Annotated in this window: 19 protein-coding genes; 11 read left to right on the top strand and 8 right to left on the bottom strand. The window is 68.1% G+C overall.

Annotation, left to right across the window (positions count from 1 at the left end; genetic code table 11):
• The coding region (locus GJ695_RS06145; RefSeq protein ID WP_154362912.1) for a GlxA family transcriptional regulator at nt 1–644 on the top strand (644 nt) is incomplete at its 5' end.
• Here the strand turns inward: GJ695_RS06145 and GJ695_RS06140 are convergent.
• Nucleotides 641–1,930, bottom strand: a complete 1,290-nt coding sequence (locus GJ695_RS06140) for an MFS transporter (RefSeq protein WP_154362911.1) — start codon at nt 1,928–1,930, stop codon at nt 641–643. The two genes, GJ695_RS06145 and GJ695_RS06140, sit on opposite strands and share 4 nt — an antisense overlap.
• Nucleotides 1,931–2,018: 88 nt before the next feature.
• Between GJ695_RS06140 and GJ695_RS06135 the strand changes: the two genes are divergently transcribed.
• The 8 genes from GJ695_RS06135 to GJ695_RS06100 all read left to right on the top strand — a co-directional run bounded on the left by GJ695_RS06135 (nt 2,019) and on the right by GJ695_RS06100 (nt 12,957).
• The gene (locus GJ695_RS06135; protein WP_154362909.1) at nt 2,019–2,654 is read left to right on the top strand and encodes a response regulator transcription factor; all 636 of its coding nucleotides are present in this window, start codon (nt 2,019–2,021) and stop codon (nt 2,652–2,654) included.
• Nucleotides 2,655–2,675: 21 nt separating this feature from the next.
• A complete protein-coding gene (locus tag GJ695_RS06130) occupies nt 2,676–3,581 on the top strand; it encodes a catalase (RefSeq protein WP_154362907.1) in 906 nt (301 codons plus the stop codon).
• A 226-nt stretch (nt 3,582–3,807) separates the two neighbouring features.
• The gene (locus tag GJ695_RS06125; protein ID WP_229260585.1) at nt 3,808–4,299 is read left to right on the top strand and encodes a gluconokinase; all 492 of its coding nucleotides are present in this window, start codon (nt 3,808–3,810) and stop codon (nt 4,297–4,299) included.
• A 70-nt stretch (nt 4,300–4,369) separates the two neighbouring features.
• Nucleotides 4,370–7,345, top strand: coding sequence for a TonB-dependent receptor plug domain-containing protein (locus tag GJ695_RS06120; protein WP_166455282.1), 2,976 nt, complete (start codon nt 4,370–4,372; stop codon nt 7,343–7,345).
• Between the two features lie 12 nt (nt 7,346–7,357).
• Nucleotides 7,358–8,734: a gluconate:H+ symporter gene (locus tag GJ695_RS06115; protein ID WP_154362905.1), complete on the top strand. Its 1,377-nt coding sequence runs from the start codon at nt 7,358–7,360 to the stop codon at nt 8,732–8,734.
• Nucleotides 8,735–8,738: 4 nt separating this feature from the next.
• Nucleotides 8,739–11,759: a glycosyl hydrolase family 28-related protein gene (locus GJ695_RS06110; RefSeq protein ID WP_154362903.1), complete on the top strand. Its 3,021-nt coding sequence runs from the start codon at nt 8,739–8,741 to the stop codon at nt 11,757–11,759.
• The gene (locus GJ695_RS06105; protein WP_154362901.1) at nt 11,749–12,621 is read left to right on the top strand and encodes an alpha/beta hydrolase; all 873 of its coding nucleotides are present in this window, start codon (nt 11,749–11,751) and stop codon (nt 12,619–12,621) included. The genes GJ695_RS06110 and GJ695_RS06105 overlap by 11 nt, the downstream gene beginning before the upstream one ends.
• 90 nt (nt 12,622–12,711) lie before the next feature.
• Nucleotides 12,712–12,957 (top strand): hypothetical protein, encoded by a 246-nt coding sequence (locus GJ695_RS06100; protein ID WP_154357117.1) that lies wholly within the window; start codon nt 12,712–12,714, stop codon nt 12,955–12,957.
• On the opposite strand, the gene GJ695_RS06095 is transcribed toward GJ695_RS06100, so the two are convergent.
• Nucleotides 12,947–13,966, bottom strand: coding sequence for a GNAT family N-acetyltransferase (locus tag GJ695_RS06095; protein WP_154362899.1), 1,020 nt, complete (start codon nt 13,964–13,966; stop codon nt 12,947–12,949). The genes GJ695_RS06100 and GJ695_RS06095 overlap by 11 nt on opposite strands.
• A 159-nt stretch (nt 13,967–14,125) precedes the next feature.
• On the opposite strand from GJ695_RS06095, the gene GJ695_RS06090 reads away from it, so the two are divergent.
• Nucleotides 14,126–15,154, top strand: coding sequence for an ATP-grasp domain-containing protein (locus GJ695_RS06090; protein ID WP_154362897.1), 1,029 nt, complete (start codon nt 14,126–14,128; stop codon nt 15,152–15,154).
• Here the strand turns inward: GJ695_RS06090 and GJ695_RS06085 are convergent.
• Genes GJ695_RS06085 through GJ695_RS06060 form a run of 6 tightly spaced genes read right to left on the bottom strand, consistent with a single transcriptional unit; the run spans nt 15,151 to nt 22,228 of the window.
• Nucleotides 15,151–16,293: a glycosyltransferase family 2 protein gene (locus GJ695_RS06085; RefSeq protein ID WP_154362896.1), complete on the bottom strand. Its 1,143-nt coding sequence runs from the start codon at nt 16,291–16,293 to the stop codon at nt 15,151–15,153. The two genes, GJ695_RS06090 and GJ695_RS06085, sit on opposite strands and share 4 nt — an antisense overlap.
• On the bottom strand, nt 16,290–17,573 hold the full coding sequence (locus tag GJ695_RS06080) for a glycosyltransferase family 4 protein (RefSeq protein WP_229260586.1): 1,284 nt from the start codon (nt 17,571–17,573) through the stop codon (nt 16,290–16,292). Before GJ695_RS06080 ends, GJ695_RS06085 begins: the two co-directional genes overlap by 4 nt.
• Nucleotides 17,573–18,778, bottom strand: coding sequence for an O-antigen ligase family protein (locus tag GJ695_RS06075; RefSeq protein ID WP_166455283.1), 1,206 nt, complete (start codon nt 18,776–18,778; stop codon nt 17,573–17,575). Before GJ695_RS06075 ends, GJ695_RS06080 begins: the two co-directional genes overlap by 1 nt.
• A 9-nt stretch (nt 18,779–18,787) precedes the next feature.
• On the bottom strand, nt 18,788–19,849 hold the full coding sequence (locus GJ695_RS06070; RefSeq protein WP_154362890.1) for a glycosyltransferase: 1,062 nt from the start codon (nt 19,847–19,849) through the stop codon (nt 18,788–18,790).
• A 10-nt stretch (nt 19,850–19,859) separates the two neighbouring features.
• Complete coding sequence (locus GJ695_RS06065; protein WP_166455284.1) at nt 19,860–20,801, bottom strand: glycosyltransferase family 2 protein; 942 nt, start codon at nt 20,799–20,801, stop codon at nt 19,860–19,862.
• A complete protein-coding gene (locus GJ695_RS06060) occupies nt 20,798–22,228 on the bottom strand; it encodes a lipopolysaccharide biosynthesis protein (RefSeq protein ID WP_154362888.1) in 1,431 nt (476 codons plus the stop codon). Before GJ695_RS06060 ends, GJ695_RS06065 begins: the two co-directional genes overlap by 4 nt.
• A gap of 240 nt (nt 22,229–22,468) precedes the next feature.
• On the opposite strand from GJ695_RS06060, the gene GJ695_RS06055 reads away from it, so the two are divergent.
• Nucleotides 22,469–23,248, top strand: coding sequence for a WecB/TagA/CpsF family glycosyltransferase (locus tag GJ695_RS06055; protein WP_208023438.1), 780 nt, complete (start codon nt 22,469–22,471; stop codon nt 23,246–23,248).
• Nucleotides 23,249–23,250: the final 2 nt, after the last annotated feature.

The following is a 23,250-nucleotide window of genomic DNA, read 5'->3' as shown; positions in this document are numbered from 1 at the left end:
GGCGCGCCGCCAGCATCTGCACCGGCGCCGAGCTGCTGGCGGCCACCGGCCTGCTCGACGGCCGCCGCGTCACCACGCACTGGGCGCGCGCGGCCGACCTGCAGCGGCGCTTTCCGCAGTTGCGGGTGGAGGCGGAGTCGATCTTTATCCGCGACGGCAAGTACTGGACCTCGGCCGGCATGACGGCCTGCATCGATCTGGCGCTGGCGATGGTGGAGCAGGACCACGGCGCCGAGCTGGTGCTGCAGATCGCGCGCCAGATGGTGATCTACCACCGCCGCGCCAGCAAGCATGCGCAGCTGTCCACGCTGCTGGAGATGGCGCCGCGTTCGGACCCGATCCAGAAGGCGCTGGCCTATGCGCGCAACCACCTGTGCCGGCCGCTGTCGGTGGAGGAGTTGGCCGACGTCGCCAACCTGAGCCCGCGCCAGTTCTCGCGCCGCTTCCGTCTGGAGACCGGGCAGTCGCCGGCCAAGGCGGTGGAGTCGCTGCGGCTGGAGTCGGCGCGCGAACTGATCGAGAATACCCGCCACACGCTCAATTACATCGCCCGCCAGTCCGGCTTTGCGCAGGAGGAGCAGATGCGGCGCGCCTTCGTGCGCGCCTGCGGGGCGACGCCGCGGGCGCTGCGGCGGGCCGCCTAGTCCGGCGCCTTGCGCACGAACAGCGCGGTCAGCATGCCGACCGCGCACACGGCGATCACGTACCAGGCCGGCGCCAGCGGATCGTTCTTGAGCATCAGCGTGACCGCCACCGGCGTCAGCCCGCCGAAGATGGCGTAGGACACATTGTAGGAAAACGACAGGCCGGAAAACCGCACCTGCGGCGGGAAGGCCTGCACCAGCACGCTCGGTACGGCGCCGACCACGCCGACGAAGAAGCCGGTCAGGCCGTACAGCGGCAGCAGCAGCGCCGGCTGCGTGCGCAGCGTGGTGTAAAAGCCGTAGGTGCACAGGGCCAGCAGCAGCGCGCCGATGAACAGCACCGGCCGCGGGCCGGCGCGGTCGGCCAGCACGCCATAGACGATGCAGCCCAGCGCCAGGCCGATGGTGGCCAGGGTGTTGGCCTGCAAGGTGGTGCGGGCGTCGATGTGATAGATCTTCTGCAGCAGCGCGGGCGTCATCAGGATCACCACCACGATGCCGGCCGACAGCATCCAGGTCAGCAGCATCGACACGGCGACCGCCGCGCGGTGGCTGCGCAGCACCGACTTGAGCGGCATCTCGGCCGCCAGCGCCTTGCGCTGCGCCAGCTCGGCAAACACAGGCGTTTCGTGCAGCCAGCGGCGCAGCACCATCGCGGCCAGGCCGAACACGCCGCCCAGCAGGAACGGCCAGCGCCAGGCGCCGGCCAGCACCTGGGCCGGCTGCCACAGCGTGTTGAGGGCGGTGGCCACCAGGGAGCCGAGCAGGATGCCGACGGTCAGGCCGGCGGTCAGCACGCCGCAGGCGTAGCCGGTGTGGTGCGCCGGCACATGCTCGGAGACGAAGACCCAGGCCCCCGGGACTTCGCCGCCGACCGCCGCCCCTTGCAGCACGCGCATCGCCAGCAGCAGCAGCGGCGCGGCCAGGCCGATGTCGGCGTAGGTCGGCAGCAGGCCGATGGCCAGCGTCGGCAGCGACATCAGCAGGATCGACAGGGTGAACATGCGCTTGCGGCCCAGCAGGTCGCCGAAGTGCGCCATGACGATGCCGCCCAGCGGCCGCACCACGTAGCCGGCGGCGAAGATGCCGAAGGTTTGCAGCGTGCGCAGCCAGTCCGGCAGCGCCGGCGGAAAGAACAGCTGGCCGATGGCGTTGGCGAAAAAGACAAAGATGATGAAGTCGTAGAACTCCAGCGCGCCGCCGAGGGCGGCCAGCGCCAGGGTGCGATAATCCTTGCCGGTCAGCGGCCGGCAGCCGGCGACCAGCGGGGCGGTGGGGACGGTCATGGGGGCATCAATGTGTTGTCAGGAAGGCTAGCATACTACCCTAGAACGGGGGATATCAGCTTGCGTGAAAGTGCGTAGAATTATAGCCATGAACTTTCCACCCACCATACGCGTCATGATCGTCGACGATCACCCCCTGCTGCGCGAGGGGCTGCTGGCCATCCTGGCCAAGGCGCCGGACATCGCGCTGGCGGCCGAAGCCGAAAGCGGCGAGGAGGCGCTGGCGCGCCATGAGGTGGTCAAGCCCGACGTCACGCTGATGGACCTGCGCATGCCGGGACTGGGCGGCCTGGAGGCGATCGCGGCGATCCGCCGCCGCCAGCCGGGCGCGCGCCTGATCGCCCTCAGCACCTATGCCGGCGGCGCGCTGGTGCAGGCCGCGCACAAGGCCGGCGCCAGCGGCTATCTGCTCAAGAGCATGCTGGCCGAGAATGTGCTCGACAGCATACGCACGGTGCACCGCGGACGCGAGGTGTGGCCGTCCGAGCTGCTGGGCGGGCAGATCTTCTTCGACCGCGACCGCCTCAGCGTGCGCGAGCTCGACGTGCTGCGCAATGTGGCCGGCGGCCTGTCCAACCGCGCCATCGGCGACAAGCTGGGCATCAGCGAGGAAACCGTCAAAAGCTATATGCGCACGCTGATGAGCAAGCTCGACGCCAACGACCGCACCCACGCGGTCACCATCTGCCTGCAGCGCGGGCTGCTGGAAACCTGGGAATTGTAGGGTGAGTGGGCGCATGGCGCGATGAGCACTTTCTCCGGCCCGCCGCCGCTGCTCGACGCCCTGACCCGGCTGGGCGCGCGCGCCGGCCAGCGCGCCAGCCACGCGCGCGGCTATTGCGCGGTCGGCCACTTCGCGCCGCATGCCGACATTGCGCGCTTCGCGGCCAGTCCGCTGCTGGGCGACGGCCCGCTGCCGGCCACCATGCGCTTCTCGGTGGGCGGCGGCGACCCGGAGGCCTCGGAAAAGACGCGCAACCTGCGCGGCATGGCGCTGCGGCTGCACAGCCTGCATGGGGCGTATGACCTGGTGCTGGTGTCCGAGCCGATCTTTTTTGCCGCCACCCCGGTTTCCTACCTGAGCTACCTGGAAGCGCATGCGCCCGATCCGCGCACCGGCGCCGCCGATCCGCAGCGCATCGCCGCGCACCAGCTGCGCCACCCGGACACGCTGCGGCTGCCGGCGCTGCTGGCGGCGCACGCGGCGCCGGCCTCGTATGCGACCACGCCGTACTATTCGACCCACGCCTTCCTGTTCACCGGCGCCGACGGCGTGGCGCGGCCGGCGCGCATTGTCGCCGAGCCGGCGGCCGGCACATGCTATCTGAGCGCGGCGCAGGAGCGGGAGCTGCCGCACGCCTTCCTCGAACATGAGATGGACGAGCGCCTGCTGCAGGGGCCGATCCGCTTCCAGCTGCATGCGCAGCTGCCGGCGCCGGCCGATCCGCTGGACGATCCCAGCATGCCGTGGCAGGGGAGCGCGCGGGTGCCGCTCGGCGTGCTGCTGATCAGCGCCCTGGCCGACAACAGTTGCGACGCCATGACCTTCGTGCCGACCCGGTTGCCGGCCGGCATCACCGCCACCGACGACCCGATGCTGCGCGCGCGCTCCGGCGTCTACGCCTCGGCCTCGCTGGCGCGGCGGCGCTAGGCCGGCGCCGCCGACAGCGCCGGACGTTGCGGCGTTGCGACGTTTGTTGTGCGATGCAGTATGAATAATTCTTTACAAATTTCTACGGTAAGCTAAAGTTGATGCAAATGATAACGCTAACTTAGCGCCCGTCAGTATTCCCCTGTGCCTGATTGATAGTTGCTGCCATGCGGCTCTTTTCTTCGCAGAATGCTGATGTTAGCGCTATCTAACCTTGGAGATGTGGATGCAGAGTATCCGTTGGGTGGTGATGGGCGTCAGCGGCTGCGGCAAGAGCACGGTGGGCCGGGCGCTGGCGGCCGCGAACGGCGTGCCCTTTGTCGAGGGCGACCAGTTTCACCCGCAGGCGAATGTCGACAAGATGTCGGCCGGCATCGCGCTCAACGACGAAGACCGCGCCGGCTGGCTGCTGACGCTGCAGGCGCAGATCCGCGACGCCCGGCAGCGCGACGCCGGCCTGGTGATTTCCTGCTCGGCGCTGAAACGGCGCTACCGCGACCTGCTGCGGCAGGGCGACCCGGCGCTGCGTTTCGCGCACCTGAATGGGCCGAAGGCGCTGATCGCGGCGCGCATACAGGCGCGCGTCGACCACTACATGCCGACCTCCCTGCTCGACAGCCAGTTCCGCGACCTGGAACCGCTGCAGGCCGACGAAGCAGGCCTGACGCTGAATATCGAAATACCGCCCGACGAACTGGTGACGCAGATCAGGGCCTGAAGCCAAAGCAGCAAAGCAGCAAATCAGCACCGCAGCAAAGACAACACAAAAAAACTATATGGAGACTCACATGACTACTCAAACTACCCGCAACACCATCATGCGCCTGGCCGTGGCCAGCGCGTGCAGCTGGCTCGCCGTCGCCCACGCGCAGCAGGCCACGCCGCCGGCCGCCGACCCGGTGCAGGCGGCGCCGGAAGCGGCCACGCCGGAACCGGAGGTCAAGGTGGACAACGTGGTGACCGTGTCCGGCTCGCGCATTTCGGCGCGCGGCTTCTCGCAGCCGACGCCGACCACCACCCTGAGCGCCGACGACCTGGCCAAGAACGCCAAGCCCAATCTGTTCAACGCCATCGCCGAGCTGCCGGCGCTGCAGGGCAGCACCGGCCGCACCACCAGCACCAACAGCACCAGCAGCGGCATCCAGGGCCTGAGCTCCCTGAGCCTGCGCGGCCTCGGTCCGATCCGCACGCTGACGCTGCTCGACGGCCAGCGCGTGGTGGGCGCCAACGTCACCGGCGTGACGGACGTCAGCCAGTTCCCGCAGCTGCTGGTCAAGCGCGTGGACGTGGTGACCGGCGGCGCCTCGGCGTCCTACGGTTCGGACGCCATCGGCGGCGTGGTCAACTTCATCACCGATAAAAAGTTCGAAGGCTTCAAGGCCAACGTCGAAGGCGGCCAGACCACCTACAGCGACGACAAGAACGGCACGCTGCAAGCCGCATGGGGCAAGGCCTTCATGGACGACCGCCTGCACGTGACGGCCAGCGCCGAGTACGGCCGCGAGAAGGGCATCGATTCGCCCGGCTTCGGCGAGGTCGGTCCGAACGGCCGCACCTGGTACAAGAATCCGGCCTACCAGGTGCGGCCATTGAGCGCGACCACCGACGGCAAGCCGCAGTACACCGTCATCGAACACGCGCAGCAGTACCAGTACGCCAAGTACGGCCTGATCACCAGCGGCCCATTGCAAGGCACGGCGTTCGGTCCCAACGGCCAGCCGTACCAGTTCAACTACGGCTCCGGCGGCGTGCCGACCGGCACCGGCGCGGTGACCGGCTGCGTCAACCCGTTCTGCGTGGGCGGCGACTTGAGCGGCAGCGTCGGCGCCGGCACCAACCTGGCGATGGACCTGACGCGCCAGGTGTTCTATACCCGCGTGGGCTTCGATATCAATCCGGACCATGAAATCTACTTCAGCGCCAACTACGGCAAGGTGAAGTCGGTGTTCTCGCCGAATCCCGGCGCGGCCAAGAACGCCAACCTGACCATCCAGTGCGACAACCCGTATCTGCCGGCGTCGATTGCGGCGGCGTGCGCGACGAATAACATCACCAGCTTCCAGTACGGCACCGCCAATGCGGAATTCCCGGAGAATATCAACGTTCATCCGACCCGCAAGATGCAGCGCCTGGTCCTCGGCGCCGACGGCCACTTCCCGGTCATGGGCAAGGACTGGTCGTATGACGCCTATGTGGAACGCGGCGTCAACTTCACCGACATCATCGTCCACGACATGACGCTGAACTCGCGCTACACCGCCGCCATCGACGCGGTGCGCCTGCCCGACGGCAGCATCGCCTGCCGCAGCACGGTGGCGCGCGCCTCCGGCTGCGTGCCGCTCAACGTCATCGGCGATGTGCCGGTGAGCGCGGCGACGTGGGCGTATGTGGCGCCGGGCTACGGTCCACAGCAGCACACCCGCCAGCAGCAGGACGTGGGCAGCTTCAACCTGAGCGGCGAAGCGTTCGAATCGTGGGCCGGCCCGATCGCCGTGGCGGCCGGCGCCGAGTGGCGCCGCGAGAGCTATCGCGTCAGCGGCGACCCATACGGCAACGGCGCTACCGGCGACACGCCGTATGACGCCAACTATCCGGCCGATCCGCTGCTCAACTCCACCGTCGGCAACAACTGGTACGCGGGTAACTACCACAACGCCTCCGGCACCTACAACGTCAAGGAAGCCTACGTGGAGCTCAACGTGCCGGTGCTGAAGTCCGACGGCTGGGGCGAGGCCAGCGTCAACATGGCCGACCGCCACACCAAGTACAGCACTTCCGGCCACGTGGAAAGCTGGAAACTGGGCGCCACCTGGAAGACCGGCATCGACGGCCTGCGCCTGCGCGCCGTGACCTCCAAGGACGTGCGCGCGCCGAATCTGAGCGAGCTGTATGCGGCGGCGGTGGTGGTCAACAACGTGGTGCAGTACCAGGGCAACACCGTCACCGTGCAGCAGCGCACCGTGGGCAACACCAATCTGCGTCCGGAAATCGCGCGCAACAATATCTTCGGCATCGTGCTGGATCGTCCGTCGTGGGCGCCGGGCTTCAGCGCGTCGCTGGACTACTTCGACATCAAGGTCGATGGCGTGATCTCGTCGCTGACGGCGCAGCAGGAAGTGGACCTGTGCGTGGCCGGCAACCAGGAAATCTGCGGCGCCATGTCGCTGAATAATCCGGTATCGACCAATAACTACGTGACGGTGCAGGCATTCAACCTGGCTTCGCTGCGCAGCAAGGGCTACGACCTGGAAGGCGCCTACCGCATGAACCTGAAGGACTGGAACCTGCCGGGCCGCTTCACGGTGCGCGCGCTGGTCACCCGCAACATCAGCTTCCTGACCGATCCTGGCGTGGTGGGCACCATTCCATCGGAAGGCGCCGGCAATAACCTGGGCAACACGCCGCGCTGGAAAGGCCTGGCCTCGCAATCGTGGGAAAACGATAAATTCAGCCTGACGCTGACCCAGCGCTGGATCAGCAGCGGCAAGTACAGCAACGAGTTTATCGAGTGCCAGACCAATTGCCCGGTATCGACCATCACCCACCCGACCATCGCCAACAACCACATGAAGGGCGCCTTCTACGTGGACCTGGGCGGCACCTGGAAGATCGCCGACAAGACCACCGCCTTCTTCAAGGTGGACAACATCGGCAACGTCGATCCGGTGGCGGCGCCGCAGGTCAACCTGAGCTACGGCATCAACCCGGCGCTGTACGATGTGATCGGCCGCGTGTACCGCGCTGGTGTGCGCTACAACTTCTAAGCGATGGCCTCTATGAGCGCGTTGGTCGTGGCCAGTCCCCTGGCCACGCTCCTCGGAGTGACGCCGGCCGCCTGGGCGCTGATTGCCGTGGCCCTGTCGGTCGGCCTGCTCACGCTGCTGATCGCCTGGGGCAAGGTGCAGCCGTTGCTGGCCTTCGTGGCGGCGGCGCTGGCCGCCGCGCTGCTGCTTGGCATGCCGGTGGAGAGCATTCCGCGTTCCATCGACAAGGGCATCGGCGACCTGCTTGGATCCTTGATCGTGATCGTCTGCCTGGGCGCGGTGTTCGGCAAGCTGATTGCCGACAGCGGCGCGGCGCAGCGCATCGCCAGCTATCTGATCGGCGTGTTCGGCTCCGCGCGCATGCCGGTGGCGCTGACGCTGACCGGTTTCGTGGCCGGCATACCGCTGTATTACAACGTCGGCTTCGTGCTGCTGGTGCCGCTGGTGTTCTCGCTGGTGTACCAGAGCGGCCGGCCGGCGGTGGCGCTGGCGATTCCGCTGCTGGCCGGGCTGTCGATCGCGCATGGCTTCCTGCCGCCGCATCCATCGCCGACGGCCCTGGTGGCGCAGTTCCATGCCGATATGGGCCGCACGCTGCTATATGGCCTGATCGTCGCGGTGCCGACGCTGATCATCGCCGGGCCGGTGTTCGCCATGACGCTCAAGCGCGTCCAGGCCGAACCGGCGCCGATGTTCCGCACCGGCCTGCGCGACGAGGCCGAGCTGCCGGGTGTGTTCAACAGCTTCGCCACCGCGCTGCTGCCGGTGTGGCTGCTGGCCGCCACCACCGCCGCCGCGGCGCTGCCGATTGCCGATCCGGCGTTGAAATCGACGGTGGCCTTCCTTGCCAATCCGATGATCGTGATGCTGATCGCGCTGCTGGTGGCGGTCTGCACGCTGGGTGTGGCGCGCGGGCGGAAGCTGACGGTGCTGATGTCCGGCGCCCAGGACGCCATGCGTGATATCGCGCCGATCCTGCTGGTGATCGCTGGCGCTGGTGCGCTCAAGCAGGTGCTGGTCGATTCCGGCGTCAGCGCGCAACTGGGCACGCAGCTCGGCGCGCTGCCGGTGCCGCCGCTGGTGCTGGGCTGGCTGGTGGCGACATTGATACGCATCTGCCTCGGCTCCGCCACGGTTGCCGGGCTGACGGCGGCCGGCATCGTCGCGCCGGTGGCGCAGGCATCCGGCGTCGATCCGTCGCTGATGGTGCTGGCGATCGGCGCCGGCAGCTTGATGTGCAGTCACGTCAACGACTCCGGCTTCTGGATGTTCAAGGAGTACTTCGGATTGTCGCTGAAAGACACCTTCCGTTCGTGGACGCTGATGGAGACGCTGGTTGGCGTATTCGGACTCATTTTCGTGCTGATTCTCTCTGCCTTTTTAGGATAAACAGATGAAACCAATCTTGAACGTGCTCGCGGCCGCAGCATTGGCCGTGCCTCTGCTCGCGCATGCCGCCTCCATGTCCGCTTACCAGACCATGCCGGACGATCCGCGCGCGGTGAAGGTGAAGGCGGCCGGCGACGGCCGCAGCGACGACAGCGCGGCGATACAGGAGGCGCTGAACGCGGCGTCGAACAAAGGCGAGGGCGGCGTGGTGTTCCTGCCGTCCGGCCGTTATCGCATCACCCGTTCGCTGCTGGTGCCGCTGGCGGTGCGGTTGTACGGCGTCGGACCGACGCGGCCGGTGCTGGTGCTGGCCGACAAAACGCCGGGCTTCCAGCAAGGCGTGGCGAATATGGTGGTGTTCACCGGCGGCGACCAGTACACCGTGGGCAAGGTGCCGGTGCCGGTGAAAAGCGCGGTGCCGTACAGCGAGAATGTGCGCGACGCGAATTCCGCCACCTTTTATTCGGCGATGAGCAATGTGGACTTCGAGATCGGCGACGGCAATCCCGCCGCTGCGGCGGTGCGGCTGCGGACGGCGCAACACTCGTACCTGAGCCATATGGACTTCCACATCGGCTCCGGTCTTGCCGGCGTCTACATGGTGGGCAACGAGAGCTTCGACCTGAAGTTCTACGGCGGCCGTTACGGCATCCTGACCGAGAAGACCTCGCCGGCCTGGCAGTACACGCTGATGGACTCCACCTTCGACGGCCAGCGCGATGCGGCGATACGCGGCCACGAGGCCGGGCTGACGCTGATTAACACCACCATCCGCAATACGCCGGTCGGCATCGAGATCGATCGCGGCTACGGCGACTGGTTGTGGGGCAAGGACGTGCGCTTCGAGAACGTGTCGAAAGCAGCGGTCATCATCAGCAACGAGGACAACGTCTACACGCAGATTGGCTTCGACAATGCGCTGGCCAGGAACGTGCCGGTGTTCGCGCGCTTCCGCGACAACGGCAAGACGGTGGCCGGCTACGGCGCGTCCTACCAGATCAGCGAATTCAATTACGGCCTGATGCTGCCGGGCCTCGGCAGCGTGGGCAAGTTCGCCACCAACGTGAAAGGCGCCGCGCTGAAGACCTTGCCGGCCGCGCGGGCGCCGGTGATGCGCACGCTGCCGTCGACCAGGGAGTGGGCCAGCGTGCGCAGTTTCGGCGCGGTGGGCGACGGCGTGAGCGACGACACGGCGGCGGTGCAGAAGGCGATCGACAGCAGCCGTGTGGTGTATCTGCCGCAGGGCTTCTACATGGTGCAGGACACGATACGCATGAAGCCTGACACGGTGCTGGTTGGCCTGCATCCCGGCGTCACGCAACTGGTGCTGCCGAACGGTTCGGCCGCCTACGCCGGCGCCGACGGTCCGAAGGCGCTGCTGGAAAGCGCGAAGGGCGGCGATGCGATCGTCTCCGGCTTCGGCCTGGCGACCGGCGAAGTGAACCCGCGCGCCACGGCGCTGCTATGGCGCGCCGGCGCCGAGTCGCTGGTGGACGATATCCGCATCCAGGGCGGTCACGGCACGCGGCTGTACGACGGCAAGCGCCGCGACCCGTATCAGAAAACCGCCAGCTTCGATCCGATCCAGCACTGGGACCGCCAGTATCCGAGCATCTGGGTGACGGATGGCGGCGGTGGCACGTTCGTGGCCTGCTGGTCGCCGAGCACCTTTGCGCAGGCGGGCTTCTACGTCTCCAACACCCGGACGCCGGGCAGGGTGTATGAGCTGTCGGCCGAACACCACGTCCGCGCCGAGATCGTGCTGGATAACGTGGAAAACTGGGAATTCCTGGCGCCGCAAACGGAGCAGGAGGTACGTGACGGGATGGATGCGGTGTCGCTGGAGATCCGCAACTCGCGCAACATTACCTTCGCCAACTACCATGCCTACCGCGTGACGCGCTCGATCAAGCCGGCCGTGTCGGCGGTTAAGATGAGCAACTCGGCCAATATCCGCTTCCGCAACGTGCATGTGAACGCGGAGAGCGGCTTTGCGACCTGCGACGACAACGGCTGCGGCACCTATCTGCGCGCCAGCAAATACGCGTTCGAGAACACGTTGCAGGACGTGACGAGCAAGCAGGAAGTGCGCGAGCATGAATTTGCGATGCTGGACATCGGGACCGATACGCCGCGCGCCGCGCCGGCCGGCGGCAAGGTCGACAAGCTGGAAGATGGCTTTTATTCCATCGCCGGCGCGGCGGTGGACAGCAAGGGCCAACTGTATTTCGTCGACCGCCGTTTCAACCGCATCTACCGCTGGAGCAAGGAGCGCGGCCTCGCCGTGGTGCGCGATGCGCCGCTGGACCCGGTCAATCTGGCGATCGACAAGAGCGGCGCGCTGATGGTGATTTCTTCGTTCGGACCGGAGGGCACGGTGTATTCCTTCGATCCCGCCCAGCCGGCCGGACCGGTCACCATCATCAAGCCGACGCCGGTGCAAACCCATGCTGGCGCGCGTGTCGTGGTGCCGGTCAACTTCTGGCAGAACGGCGAGTTCCGCGATCAGCTCAACTTCGACACCTATGAATTCACCACGCTGGCCGAGATGTTCGCCCGCGATGTCGCGCAGCCGAAGCAGCGCGAATACGTGTCGCCGGACGGCAGCCTGGTGCTGCCGGCGTACCGCGTCTTCAAGCAGGGACCGAACGACCACCTGGGTTACCGCTTCTCGGATACGCTGGACACGCACGGCCTGGTGTCGGCCGGCGCCAACGGTCGCGTGCTGTTCACCAACGGCTCGGAGAACCGCACCTTCAGCGGCGTGATCGGCGCCGGCGGCGGCATCACGGACCTCAAGCTGGCGGCCAATCGCGGCGGCGAGAGCGCGGCGCTGGACCGCAACGGCAATGTCTACGTCGCCAACGGCCAGGTCTTCGTCTACGCGCCGGACGGCCGGGAGATCGGCCGTATCGACGTGCCGGAGCGGCCGCTGCAACTGATCTTCGGCGGCGCCGATGGCCGCACGCTGTTCATCCTTACTCATCATGCGCTGTACGCAGCGGGAGAACTTCATGCGCAATAAACTTGTCCTCGTACTGCTGGCCCTCTGCGCCCACGCCGGCGCGCAGCAACAACCGCTGTGGCCCGACGGCGCGCCTGGTGCGGAGAGGCGTCACAACGAGCCGGAGAAAGTGGAGAACACTTACGTCAGCAATATCCACGATCCTTCGCTGACGGTGGTGCGCGCCAATCCGCGCCATGCCAACGGTGCGGCGGTCGTCATCGTGCCCGGTGGCGGGCATCGCATGCTGGTGTGGCAGAACGAGGGCATGGTGGCGGCCAGGTCGCTCAACCGCGTGGGCGTCACGGCCTTCGTGCTGAAGTACCGGCTGGCGCGCGACCAGGGTTCCAGCTACGGTATCGACACCGATGCCGCGGCCGATCTGCGCCGCGCCGTGCGCTGGGTGCGTGCGCATGCGGCGGAGTATGGCGTCGATCCGCATCGACTGGGCGTGATGGGCTTCTCTGCTGGTGGCGAACTGGTCTCGCTGGTGGCCGACAATCCCGAACCGGCGCCGCCGTCCAAACCCGATGCGATCGACAAACAGAGCGCGCGGCCGGACTTCCAGGTGCTGGTGTATCCAGGGCCGCTCGGCGTGCCGGCCAAGGCGGTGCAGAATGCGCCGCCGGCGTTCATCGTGGCCGGCTCCAGCGACAAGTGCTGCATGCCGCCGGCGCTGGCGTTGTACCAGCAACTCAACGGCGCCGGCGTGTCGGCCGAGCTGCATCTGTACGCGGATACCGATCACGCCTTCAACATGGGGCAGCGTTCCGAGCGCTTGTCGGACGTGCACTGGCCGGATCGTCTGGCGGACTGGCTCAGCGACGGTGGCTGGCTGATTCCGCACGACGGCAAGGCGCCGCAAGGTGTGCCGGCGCCGTAGTTGCAGCCGCACCACGGGGGTACGTTACCGCACGGCGGAAGCTGCTGTAGAATCCGAGAATTGGATTTTATCCATATTCAGGAGTCAGCGATGTCTACCAAGCAAACTTTCCGCCCAGACTATCAATCGTCCGAGGTGGTGGAGGCCGGCATCGAGCGGGCCGACCGGCTGGGACCGGAGAGCGCGGCGGAGTACCTCAGTCATCGAGGCGTGCTGGAAAGCGTGATCAAGCGCGTTGTTTCCGAGCCGGAACATCGGCGCAATCCGGGCCGGCTGCGTTCGCGTGACGAGCGCCTGATCGAAGAAGGTTCGCGCTGCCTCAAGTTCACTTCCTGAACCGTTGCGCCAGCTTGCGCAGCTGGAATTGCCAGCCGCGCAATGTCAGTCCCACACTCAGCGGCGCCATGCGCAGCCGGTGTCCCTTGCTGCGGTAAATCGCCACATCGCTCAGTGTGCGCACCTGTCCACCCAGATGGGCCTTGTACGGTTCCTTTCCCCAGCCGAAGTTAAATTGCTGTATGTCACTTCGGCCTGCGCAGGCGTTGCACATCAGCCACGCGCACAAAAATCCCAGACGGTATAAATCATAGGCCGGGTCGTGCGCCAGGAAGCGTGCGCTGACCACGTCGCCGTTGCGGTAGCAGATCGAACCGCCGATGCAGCGGCCGTCGACGAGCGCCACGCCAACCATGCCGCAGCGCGCCACCATTTGCATCACGCGCGACTCCTCGTCACTATCAAGATGAATGGCCTTGCGCCAGACGCCGCTGTGGGCGCGCTGGCGGTGCAGGGCGAGGATGGCGTGCACGTGTTGCGGATCGACCTGGCCGCGCTCGGCAATGCGGAACTCGAAGCCGGGATGCTCGCGCCTGATCTTGTTCAACCGGTTCTTGACCAGCGAGCGCGTGCCGGCCCCCAGGCTGTTGAGATAGGCGCCCTGGCTGGCGGGCAATGGCAGCACGCTGTCCTGCTCGCAGGGGACGCGTTGTATGCGCACATCGGGCGGCGTGGCCGGCATGTCCACAGCGCGAAACAATATCGCGCCGGAAAAATTGTCTTGCCGGAAGATGTGGTCTGCAAAGCGGCGGGCTTCGTCCACGCTGATCGGAATGCCCTCGTTGAGCACGCGCACGATGGCGCCGTTGCGGCGGTAGAGCAACAGCGTGGTCGGCTGCTCGCCGCGGCTGGCGATGTAGGTGCTGGCCTGGTCGGCCAGGCCGTAAATTTCAAAATGCGGCAGGGACGAATAGCGGCCGGCGTGCAGGCGCGCCAGTTCGCGCTCGGTGTAATCGGGAATATAACCGCTGTAGCTGTGGCATTGAATAATGTCTGAGGCCGGTTCCATGGAATCTCCTTCACAGGCGCGATGGACATTTATTCTAGGCAGGACAACGGTGGGCGGCGTTTATGCTCGCTCAAGTGCGCGCAGGCGCACGTTTGATGGCGCTCTAGTGGCGTATGCGGTGCGCGGCTACGCTGGAGGTTTTTTGGCAAGGAGAACGCCATGGCCGCTGCTCATCCTTCGGTATTGGTGCTGGGCGTGGTGCCATCGCTGACGTGGTCGGTGGTGCGCTGCCTGCGGCGCGCCGGCCATGCGCCGCTGGTGCTGGCCTGGCATGCGCGCGCGCCGCTCATGTGGACCGGCGATTGCCACCGTTACGTGCGCTGGCACGGCTTGCGGCGCAACGGCGCGCAGCTCGACACGTCGGCGCTGGCGCAGGTGCGCGAGCTGTGCGGCAGCGCCGGCATCGACAAGGTGATCGGCGCGGATTACGACACGGCCTTGCTGCTGGCGCGGGGCGCGGCGAGCGAAGGCGTGCCGGCTTGCGCGGTGCCGCAGGCGTCCACCATGACGACCTTGAACGACAAGTGGAACTTGACACGGCTGCTGGCGGCGAGCGGTCTGCCGGCGCCGGACAGCGTGCGGGTGGATGATGCGGCGCAGTTGCTGGCGAATCAATTGGTCTATCCAATCGTTAGCAAGCCGCTGGATCGCTGGGCCAGTGTCGGATTTCAGGTGCACCGCACGCGCGAGTCGCTGGCGCGGACCCTGGCGCATGGACGGTTGACGGCGGGCTTTCCGTTGATCGCGCAGTCGCATGTGCCGGGGTGGGATGTGGGCGCGTCGTTTCTGGCGCAGCGCGGGCAGGTGGCGGCGTGTTCGGTGTTCCGCCATACGCGGCGCGGCGAGCGGACGTTCTATCCCAGCGTGCGGGTGCGCGAGTATGTAAAGCGGTTTGTCGCGGTTTGCGATTACAGCGGCGTCGGCCATCTGGATTTGCGCTATGACCCGGCGCGCGACAGTTATTTCATCCTGGAGTTGAATCCGAGGTTTTGGGCGTCGTTGCTGTATGCGGAGCGGGCCGGCTTGAATTATCCGGAGTTGCTGTTGACGCTGGACGATACCTTGCCGCCGCAGCCGGCCGCGCCGCGTTCCGGGCGGGTGCGGCTGGCGCCGTATGAGCGGGCCATGACGTTGTCGACACGGTGGTTTGGCAGCGCTTACGAGCGCGTGACCGGCGCGCGGCTTTAGTCGCGTTTGGTGGCGATCCAGTCGCGCTGGCGGCGGCGCAGGTAGAGCGGGATCTTGGCGAGGATGTAGGTGACCACGCCGCCGAGACGGCGCAGCGGCAGCAGGTCGCGGCCGTGGACTGCCCACGTGGCGAGCAGGGTGACGGCCAGCATTGCGCAGGGCAGGAGCAGCCACGGCTTGATCAGCCATGCAAGCAGGGGAATGGCGGTGGCCAGTGCGACCAGCATGATCAGCAGGCTCAGGGGCGGTACGCACAGGTCGAGCGCCAGTGAGGCGTGGCGCCAGTTACGGCGCCGCAGCGCGTCGAGCAGGTGACGCGGCGCGTGGTGGCGTAGCAGGTGGAGGTGGCCGTGTTCCCAGCGCGTGCGTTGCGCGCCAGCGCCTTCGGCGTTGCTGGCGAAGGTGCTGTGGAGGACGGCTTCGTGGCAGTACAGCGGGGCGTGTCCTTGCGCCGCGAGCGCGAGGCCGAGGGCCAGGTCTTCGGCCAGGTGGTTTTCCAGGACGATGTTTTGCAGCGCGGACCAGGGCAAGGCCATGCCGCTGCCGGTGAGCTGGCAGGCCATGCCGAGCCGTTCGCGGCCCAGCGCGCGCAGGCAGTTTTTCAGCCGCCAGGCGAATTCCGCGATCAGGTGTTGCGGTGTGGCGGGCACCGGGCTGTGCATCAGGTAGCGGGCTTGCGCGGGCCGCCCGCTGCTTGCGCAGCGATGCGCCAGCCAGTCCAGCGCATGCTGGTCGAGTGCGCAGTCGGCGTCGATGCAGATGACGATGGCGGGTGGATGTTGCGCCAGCCATTGCAGGCCGAAGGCGAGGGCGTGGGCTTTGCCGCGCAGTTGCGGTGCCCTGCGTTCGATCACGGTGGCGCTGGCCGCGGCGACAGCGGCGGTGTGGTCGTCGCAATTGTCGGCCACGACCAGCAGTTGGTCGGCCGGCGTCAACTGGCGCTGGATGGCGGCCAGTGTCACGGTGATGCCGGCCGCCTCGTTGTGCGCCGGCACCAGCACGGCAAGTGGCGGACGCGATGGCCATGGCGACGGGTGGGCCGCACGGCGGTGCGGCAGCGCCGCCAGAAGCTGGGCGCAGAGCAGCAGCGTGGGCAGGGCCAACAGCAGTAACGGCAAGTGCAGAAGTGCGGATATCAAGGCATTCCCCCAGGTTGTCCCGCTGCGGTGTCGCGCGTTGATGGCGCGGCAACCTGGCCTTGGCCAGCCGCTTGCATGGATGCCTGGAAGTGGCGGCCCAAGCCGGTTACTTCGCGCTCCAGGCTGTGGCGGCGCCGGACGTCCCGCCGGCCGTGTTCTCCCATGCGCGACAGGTCGGCCAGCGGCGTGGCAAGCAGGTCGCGCAATGCCTGCGTCAAGGCGTCGAGGTCGCCGGGCGGCACCAGCCAGCCGTTGCGGCCTGGCTGCACCAGTTCCGGGATGCCGGCCACGTAGGTGCTGATGACCGGCCGGCCGAGCGCCATGGCTTCCATCAGCGCCACCGGCAGACCTTCGGCAAAGCTCGGCAGCACCAGCGCGCGGGCGTTCAGGATTTCCTGCCTGACCTGCGCGCCGCTCAGCCAGCCGGTGATGCGGACCACGTCCCGCAGGCCGAGGCGCGCGGCCTGCGCTTGCAGCGCATCGCGCATCTCGCCGTCGCCGGCCAGCACCAGTTGCAGGGCAACGCCGGCGGTACGCAGGCGGGCAAGCGCATCCAGCAGCAGCAGCTGTCCTTTTTGCTCGCACAGCCTGCCGACGCACACCAGCCGCGGTGATGGCGGCGGCGGAGCGGGTGGACCGGCGCCGTAGCCCGCATGCAGCCCGCAGCGCACCACCCGCACCTTGGGCCATTCCGCATGCGGCAGGTGCCGGTAGAGCTGGCTGCGGCCAAATTCGCTGATGGCGACGACAAACGCCGCGCACCGGATTTTTTCGCGCAGCTTCAGGCCGGCCGCGTGGTCGAATTCCTCCGGACCGTGCACGGTAAAGCTGTACGGAATGTTTGCCAGCGTCGCCGCCAGCAGCGCCACTTCCGCCGCATTGGTGCCGAAGTGCGCGTGCAGATGCCGTGCGCCGCAGCGATGCAGCAGGCGCGCCACCACGCAGGCCTCCGCAAGATACGCCAGATGGTAGGGCCAGGGACGGAGCGCCCGGCGGCTCATGCGCAGCGCCTGGCGCGCGGCTCGCTGGAAGCGCAGCGGCTGCCGCACCAGCAGCGCGGCCACGCCGCGCGCCAGGCGCAGCGCGGTACGCACGCCGCCGCCCAGCACGTGGCTGGTACGCTGCTGCTCTTCGCGATCCGCCGCATCCGGCAGCGATTCGCCGCTGGCGCGCAGGGCGATGCGCCGCACCTGCCAGCCTTGCCGCTCCAGCTCGCGGATCTCGCGCCGGATGAAACTGTGGCTGGCCTTGGGATATTGATTGATCAGGTAAGCCAGCATCAAGCCTCCCTCACGGCGGCGCTGCCGATGAAAAACCAGAAATACCAGTTGAACGACAGGTAGTACAACATGTTGTCGGACCACGACGTCAGCAGATACGCCAGCGCCATCGCCAGCGCGATCACCGCTGCCGGCCAGCTGGGCGCGGCACGCCACAGCCGTGGCAGCAGCCGCAGGAACAGCCAGCCATACGCCGCCAGCCCGGCCGCGCCGGTCTCGAAATACAGCTGGATGTAGACGTTGTGCGGGTCCCAGCTGTCCTGTCCCGGCAGCGGGAAAAACTGCGGCGAGTAAAAGCGGAACGATTCCAGGCCATAGCCGTACAGCCAATGCATGCCGTCCATCCAGCGCAGGCCCGCGCGCCAGAGCAGGACGCGCCAGGCGTAGGAATTGAGCTGTCCCTGGTCGTCATAGGCGCCGGCGGCGATATCGGCCAGCCGCGCGCGGACGTCGTCGTTGAGCAGCAGGAGCGCCGGCGCCGCCAGCGCATACACGAGGAAGCGCCGCTCGGCCAGCAGGCCGTAGACCACGAACAGCAGCAGGCAGCCGGCCCAGGCGCTGCGCGTGCGCGTCAACAGCAGCAGCATCAGCAGAACCAGCAGGTACGCCCACATCAGCCGCCGCGTCGCCGGCGAAGGCGACGCCACACGCAGCAGGTACAGCGACAGCGCGATCATCAGCAGCAGGTAGAACGCAAAGATATTCGGATGGCTGAAGGTGCCCTGCAACCGGTACAGGCCGTCACCCTGGGCATCCCGGCCAAGCGCGAATTCCGCCAGCCCCCAGCAGGCGGGGAGCAGGGAGGACAGCAGCAACAGCCGCAGCCAGCGCAGCCGGTCCGCCTGGCCGCGGATCAGCCAGAACGGCAAGGCGAATGCCGCACAGTAGGACGCCTGCACCAGCGCCAGCCGCATCGCTCCGGCCACGTCCGGCGCGATGACCGCCGACGCCAGTCCCGCCAGCAGAAACGGCGCCCACATCGGCAGCACCAGCGCCGCCAGCGGATGCGGGCGCAGCAGGGCCAGCCGCAAGGCAGCCAGCAACAGCAGGGCGTTCAACAACGCTCCCGGCCCCATGCCGCCGCCCTCGTCGCGCAGCGCCTCCAGCAGCGGATCGCAGCTGGCGCGCACCAGCAGCAACGCCGCGCACAGCCGCACCGCCCACATGGGCTGGCGCACCGTGCCGGCCGCGACGGGCAAGGGCATGCCGGTCATTCAGGCCACCCGCATCAGGGCGCGGCCGGGCCAGCGCCGCAGCAGCCACGAGCGCAGGGTCAGCCACTCGCCGGTCTCGGCCGGATAGCGGCGGCGGAAGCGCGCGTAGCGCCACAGCATGGCCGGCGCGCTGCGGTATGCCAGCGTGTGCCGGTAATGCAGTTCGCGCTCGAGCTGCGCCGACGCGCCCAGCGCGCGCCGCAGCGACGCGGCCATGCTGTCGAACGCCGCATCGAAGTCGGTTGCGTGCGCCAGTTCGACCAGCTGGCCGCCATGGTTGCAGAAGGGCGCCGGATCGAACGGCGGCACCTCGTGCATGCGGCAGAAGGCGCGCGCCAGAAAACGCGAGATTTCCAGCGACAGCAGCATCTGCTCGCGCGCGCGCCTGCTGCTGACATTGGCCGCATGCCAGCGGTAGCGTATCAGCGGCCGGCCCAGGTTGACGCACAGGCCGAGCAGGGCCAACTGGCCGAACATCAGGTAATCCTCGGCCAGGCCGTCGATGTGCGGGCAGTCGTCCTGGTCCAGCACGCCGATGAAATCGCCGCCGTAATGCGCGCCCAGGCGGCCGATCACGGCGCGGTCCATGGTCAGCGCCGGATGCGAGATCGGATTGCGGAACAGGCTGGCCGCACTGAGCCGCGTGGTGCCGACCGGCAGCCGCAGCGCGCCGATCACGCCGTCGTCGGCATCGATCAGTTCGGCCTGGCCGCTGATCACCGCCATGCCGGGATGCTGGGCGAAGCCGGCCAGCGTCTGCGCCATGCGGTCCGGCAGGCAGATGTCGTCGGCGTCGTGGCGCATCACGTAGCGGCCGTCGCAGCGCGACAGGCCGAAGTTCAGCAGCTCGGCCAGGCCGCTGGTGTAGGCGCCGTCGTGCACTTCGATGCGGCGGTCGGCGGCGGCGTGGCGTTCGGCGATTTCCAGGCTGCCGTCGGTGGAGCCGTGGTCGAGGATCAGCAGCCGCCAGTCGCGCACGCTCTGGCGGCGGATGCTGTCGATCGCCGCGCCCAGATACGGCAGGCCGTTGCGGACGGGCAGCAGGATGTCGATGCGCGCCATGGCCGTCAACTCAGCTGGCGTGCTGCCGGGCCGCCGCCAGATGCAGCAGGCAGCGCGCCAGCGTGCGGCCGGCGCGGCGCAGATTGCCGGCGGAACGTTCGCTGCGCCAGCCGCGCGCGCAGTAGCGCAGCGCGTTGTCCGCCTGCCCGCGCAGCGCGTACTGGCGGGCGATGCGGTAACGCACCTGGCTCAACGCCTGCGGCAGCAGCGCCGCCGCGTCGCGCGGCAGCGATCCGCCCCGCTGCCAGTTCACCAGCACCGCTTCATGGCATTGTGCGGTTTCCAGCGCGTGGGCGGTGAGGTTGGCGTCGTGGCTGCGCTTTTCCACCAGCGGCGCGGACAGCAGCAGAAAGCGCGTGTGCAGGGCGCAGTGCAGCCAGTAGTCGTAGTCCTCGGCCTGGCGCAGCTGCGGATCGAAGCGGCCGGCCTGGCGCGCCACGGCGGCGCGCAGCATGACGTTGGAGGCGGTACCGATGAAGTTGCAGCGCACCAGCGCCGCCAGCGGCGCGCGCAGCAGCGGCTGCTCCAGCGACAGTCCCGCCAGCGGCAGCGCGCCGGCGAAGTGGCTGACCAGGTGGCCGTGCTGGCGGTGCAGCACCAGATAGTCGCAGCAGCACAGGCCCGCCTGCGGCCAGACGCTGAGCGCCGCCGCCTGCCGCGCCAGCTTGTGCGGATGCCAGATGTCGTCGGCGTCGAGGAAGGCCAGCAGGTCGCCGCGGCTGGCCGCCATGCCGGCATTGCGCGCGCGCGACACACCGCCATGCGCAATGCGCAGGCGGCGGATGCGGCCGCCATACTCCGCCAGCACGGCGGCGGTGTCGTCGGTGGAGCCGTCGTCGACCACGATCACTTCCAGCGGCGCCATGCTCTGGCCCAGCGCGCTGTCGATGGCCTGCGCGACCAGCCCGGCGCCGTTGTAGACCGGGATGATGACCGAGACGGCGGCGCTCACGGCCGCGCTCCCCGCAACGCCAGCAGCCCGTCCAGCTGGCGCACGCGCATCGCCAGCAGCATGCCGAGGTAAACCAGCGCGCCGGCCGCCACGCACAGCCAGAAGGCGGCGGCCATGCCGGCCCCGCGCGCCGCCAGGCGCTGGTGCAGCGCCATCACCGCCACCAGCATCACCAGCGCGGCGGCCAGCGGCTTGCCGACTTCGGCCAGCAGCGCGCCCAGGCGCAGCGGCAGTCCGTCCAGCGCGCAGCGGGTCAGCGGCAGCAGCGCCAGCAGGCTGCTGAGGCAATAGGCGGCCGCCATGCCGGACAGGCCCCAGCGCAGCGCCACCGCAAAACCGGCCAGCTGCAAGGCGGCGCCGAACAATCCCAGTCCCAGCATGCCGCGCGCGCGGCCCCGGGCCAGCAACACCGAAGCGGGGATGGTCGCCTGCGCTTGGATCAGCCCCAGCGCGGCCAGCCACGGCACCAGCGTGCCGACCGCGCTCCAGGCCGGCCCCAGCATCAACAGCACGAACGGTTCACGCAGCGCATACAGGCCGGTCATCAGCGGCGCGGTCAGCAGCGCCATCATGCCGCTGGCGCGTAAATACATTTCCGCCAGCCGCCCGGGATCGTGCTGGCAGCGGCTCATCGCCGGCAGCAGCGCGCGCGAGGCGACGTTGCTGATGTGCTGCAAGGGGAACAGCACCACCTTGAACGCCATCGCGTACACGCCCAGCAGCATGGGGCCAAGCAGCCGGCCGATCAGCATGCTGTCGGCATTGCGCTGCACGTAGTTCAGCATCTGGAAGGCGGCGAAGTGGCCGCTGAAGTCCAGCACCTGCCGCAGCGCGCGCCAGGTGCAGCGGCGCCGCGGCCGCCACGGCGAGGCGCGCAGCAGCTGCAGCGACGCCAGGCCGGTCGCCGCCAGCATCTGCAGCACCAGGCTCCAGACGCCGACGCCGTAGGCGGCAGCGGTCAGCGCGACGGCCACGCCGCCCAGCGCGCTCACCGTCTCGATGCGCGCCAGCAGGCGGAAGCGCGACGCACGTTCCAGCAGCGCCTGCTGGACGGCGGCCAGTCCCGACAAGGGAAACACCAGCGCCAACACCGCCAGCAGGGCGGCCAGCCGCGCCTCGTAATAGGCCGCCGCCAGCGGCAGCGCCAGCGCGGCCAGCAGCACGGCCAGCAGCAGCGCCAGGCCGAGGTTCAGCCAGTACAGGGAACTCTTCAGCGACTCCGACAGATGCGGACGCTGGATGATGGCCACCATGGTGCCGAGGTCGCGGAACAGGAAGGCGAGGTTGGTGACCGTCATCGCCATCGCCATCAGGCCGTAGGCGTCGGCCGGCAGCAGGCGCGCCAGCACGATCAGACTCAGCATCTGCGAGGCGAAGCGCACGGCCTGTGTCAGGCCGATCCAGCGCACGCTGGCGGCCACCGTCATGGCAGCACGCCGATATCAACACACGAGGCAGGCATGGCGTTCTCCGGTGGCTGGCGATGGACCATCTTATGCCGCGCGTCAAACGCTTTGTTTGACGCAGCGCATACCGTTCACGCATGCATTCCGGAAAGCGGAATAAACCGTATAAATCGTTTTAATTGGTTCCCCGAGCCGCATTGGCGCCGATCAACCGCGCGGCAAACGGTCGGCTTAACGTGGCGGTAGATGCGAGGAGGGACCATGATAAAACTGCACGACACAGTCGATTTGTTCAGGATGCCGCTGGCCCGCGTGGACGAGGCAGGCTGCATCGAGATGGTGATGACTTCACTGGCCGCGCGGCGCGGCGGCTGGATCGTCACCGCCAATCTGGATATCCTGCGGCGCCATGTTCTGGACCGCGGTTTCCGCGAGCTGGTGCGGCCGGCCAGCCTGTTCGTGGCGGACGGCATGCCGCTGGTGTGGGCCAGCGTGCTGCGCGGCCTGCCGCTGCCGCAGCGCGTCTCCGGTTCCGACCTGATCCTGACGCTCAGTGCGCGCGCCGCCCGCCATGCGCATCCGGTGTTCCTGATCGGCGGCGACAGCGGCACCGCCGAGCAGGCCGCGCAGCGCCTGCGCAGCCAGTGTCCCGGCCTGCGCGTGGCCGGCACCTGGTATCCGCCGCCCGGCTTCGAGCGCGATCCGGCGCACATGCCGGCGCTGCGCGACGCGCTGCAGGCGGCGCAGCCGGCGATCGTCTACGTGGCGCTGGGCTGCCCCAAGCAGGATCAGTTGATCGGCGCCTTGTATCCGGACTTTCCGCAGATGTGGTGGATCGGCGTCGGCATCAGCTTCAGCCTGCTGGCGGGACGGCTGCGCCGCGCGCCGCGCTGGGCCCAGCGCGCGGGCCTGGAGTGGGCCTGCCGGCTGTGGCAGGAGCCGCGCCGGCTGGCGGTGCGCTATCTGGTGCACGGCCTGCCGTTCGCGCTGCTGCTGTTGCTGATGTCGGCGCTGGCGCGCTGGCTGCCGCGGCTGCGCTAAGG

Origin of the sequence: Duganella alba (assembly GCF_009674495.1) — a bacterium.
In the GTDB taxonomy this organism is placed as follows: Bacteria; Pseudomonadota; Gammaproteobacteria; order Burkholderiales; family Burkholderiaceae_D; genus Rugamonas; species Rugamonas alba.
Note: the sequence above shows the minus strand (reverse complement) of the source record. Positions and strands in the feature narration are given on the sequence as shown.

What these genes read in the sequence shown, in the direction of transcription:
- GJ695_RS06140 (WP_154362911.1), bottom strand. Translation starts at nt 1,930, where the DNA reads ATGACCGTCCCCACCGCCCCGCTGGTCGCCGGCTGCCGGCCGCTGACC.
- GJ695_RS06090 (WP_154362897.1), top strand. Translation starts at nt 14,126, where the DNA reads ATGGCCGCTGCTCATCCTTCGGTATTGGTGCTGGGCGTGGTGCCATCG.
- GJ695_RS06095 (WP_154362899.1), bottom strand. Translation starts at nt 13,966, where the DNA reads ATGGAACCGGCCTCAGACATTATTCAATGCCACAGCTACAGCGGTTAT.
- GJ695_RS06125 (WP_229260585.1), top strand. Translation starts at nt 3,808, where the DNA reads ATGCAGAGTATCCGTTGGGTGGTGATGGGCGTCAGCGGCTGCGGCAAG.
- GJ695_RS06080 (WP_229260586.1), bottom strand. Translation starts at nt 17,573, where the DNA reads ATGCTGGCTTACCTGATCAATCAATATCCCAAGGCCAGCCACAGTTTC.
- GJ695_RS06110 (WP_154362903.1), top strand. Translation starts at nt 8,739, where the DNA reads ATGAAACCAATCTTGAACGTGCTCGCGGCCGCAGCATTGGCCGTGCCT.
- GJ695_RS06115 (WP_154362905.1), top strand. Translation starts at nt 7,358, where the DNA reads ATGAGCGCGTTGGTCGTGGCCAGTCCCCTGGCCACGCTCCTCGGAGTG.
- GJ695_RS06135 (WP_154362909.1), top strand. Translation starts at nt 2,019, where the DNA reads ATGAACTTTCCACCCACCATACGCGTCATGATCGTCGACGATCACCCC.
- GJ695_RS06105 (WP_154362901.1), top strand. Translation starts at nt 11,749, where the DNA reads ATGCGCAATAAACTTGTCCTCGTACTGCTGGCCCTCTGCGCCCACGCC.
- GJ695_RS06075 (WP_166455283.1), bottom strand. Translation starts at nt 18,778, where the DNA reads ATGCCCTTGCCCGTCGCGGCCGGCACGGTGCGCCAGCCCATGTGGGCG.
- GJ695_RS06070 (WP_154362890.1), bottom strand. Translation starts at nt 19,849, where the DNA reads ATGGCGCGCATCGACATCCTGCTGCCCGTCCGCAACGGCCTGCCGTAT.
- GJ695_RS06100 (WP_154357117.1), top strand. Translation starts at nt 12,712, where the DNA reads ATGTCTACCAAGCAAACTTTCCGCCCAGACTATCAATCGTCCGAGGTG.
- GJ695_RS06055 (WP_208023438.1), top strand. Translation starts at nt 22,469, where the DNA reads ATGATAAAACTGCACGACACAGTCGATTTGTTCAGGATGCCGCTGGCC.
- GJ695_RS06130 (WP_154362907.1), top strand. Translation starts at nt 2,676, where the DNA reads ATGAGCACTTTCTCCGGCCCGCCGCCGCTGCTCGACGCCCTGACCCGG.
- GJ695_RS06060 (WP_154362888.1), bottom strand. Translation starts at nt 22,228, where the DNA reads ATGACGGTGGCCGCCAGCGTGCGCTGGATCGGCCTGACACAGGCCGTG.
- GJ695_RS06120 (WP_166455282.1), top strand. Translation starts at nt 4,370, where the DNA reads ATGACTACTCAAACTACCCGCAACACCATCATGCGCCTGGCCGTGGCC.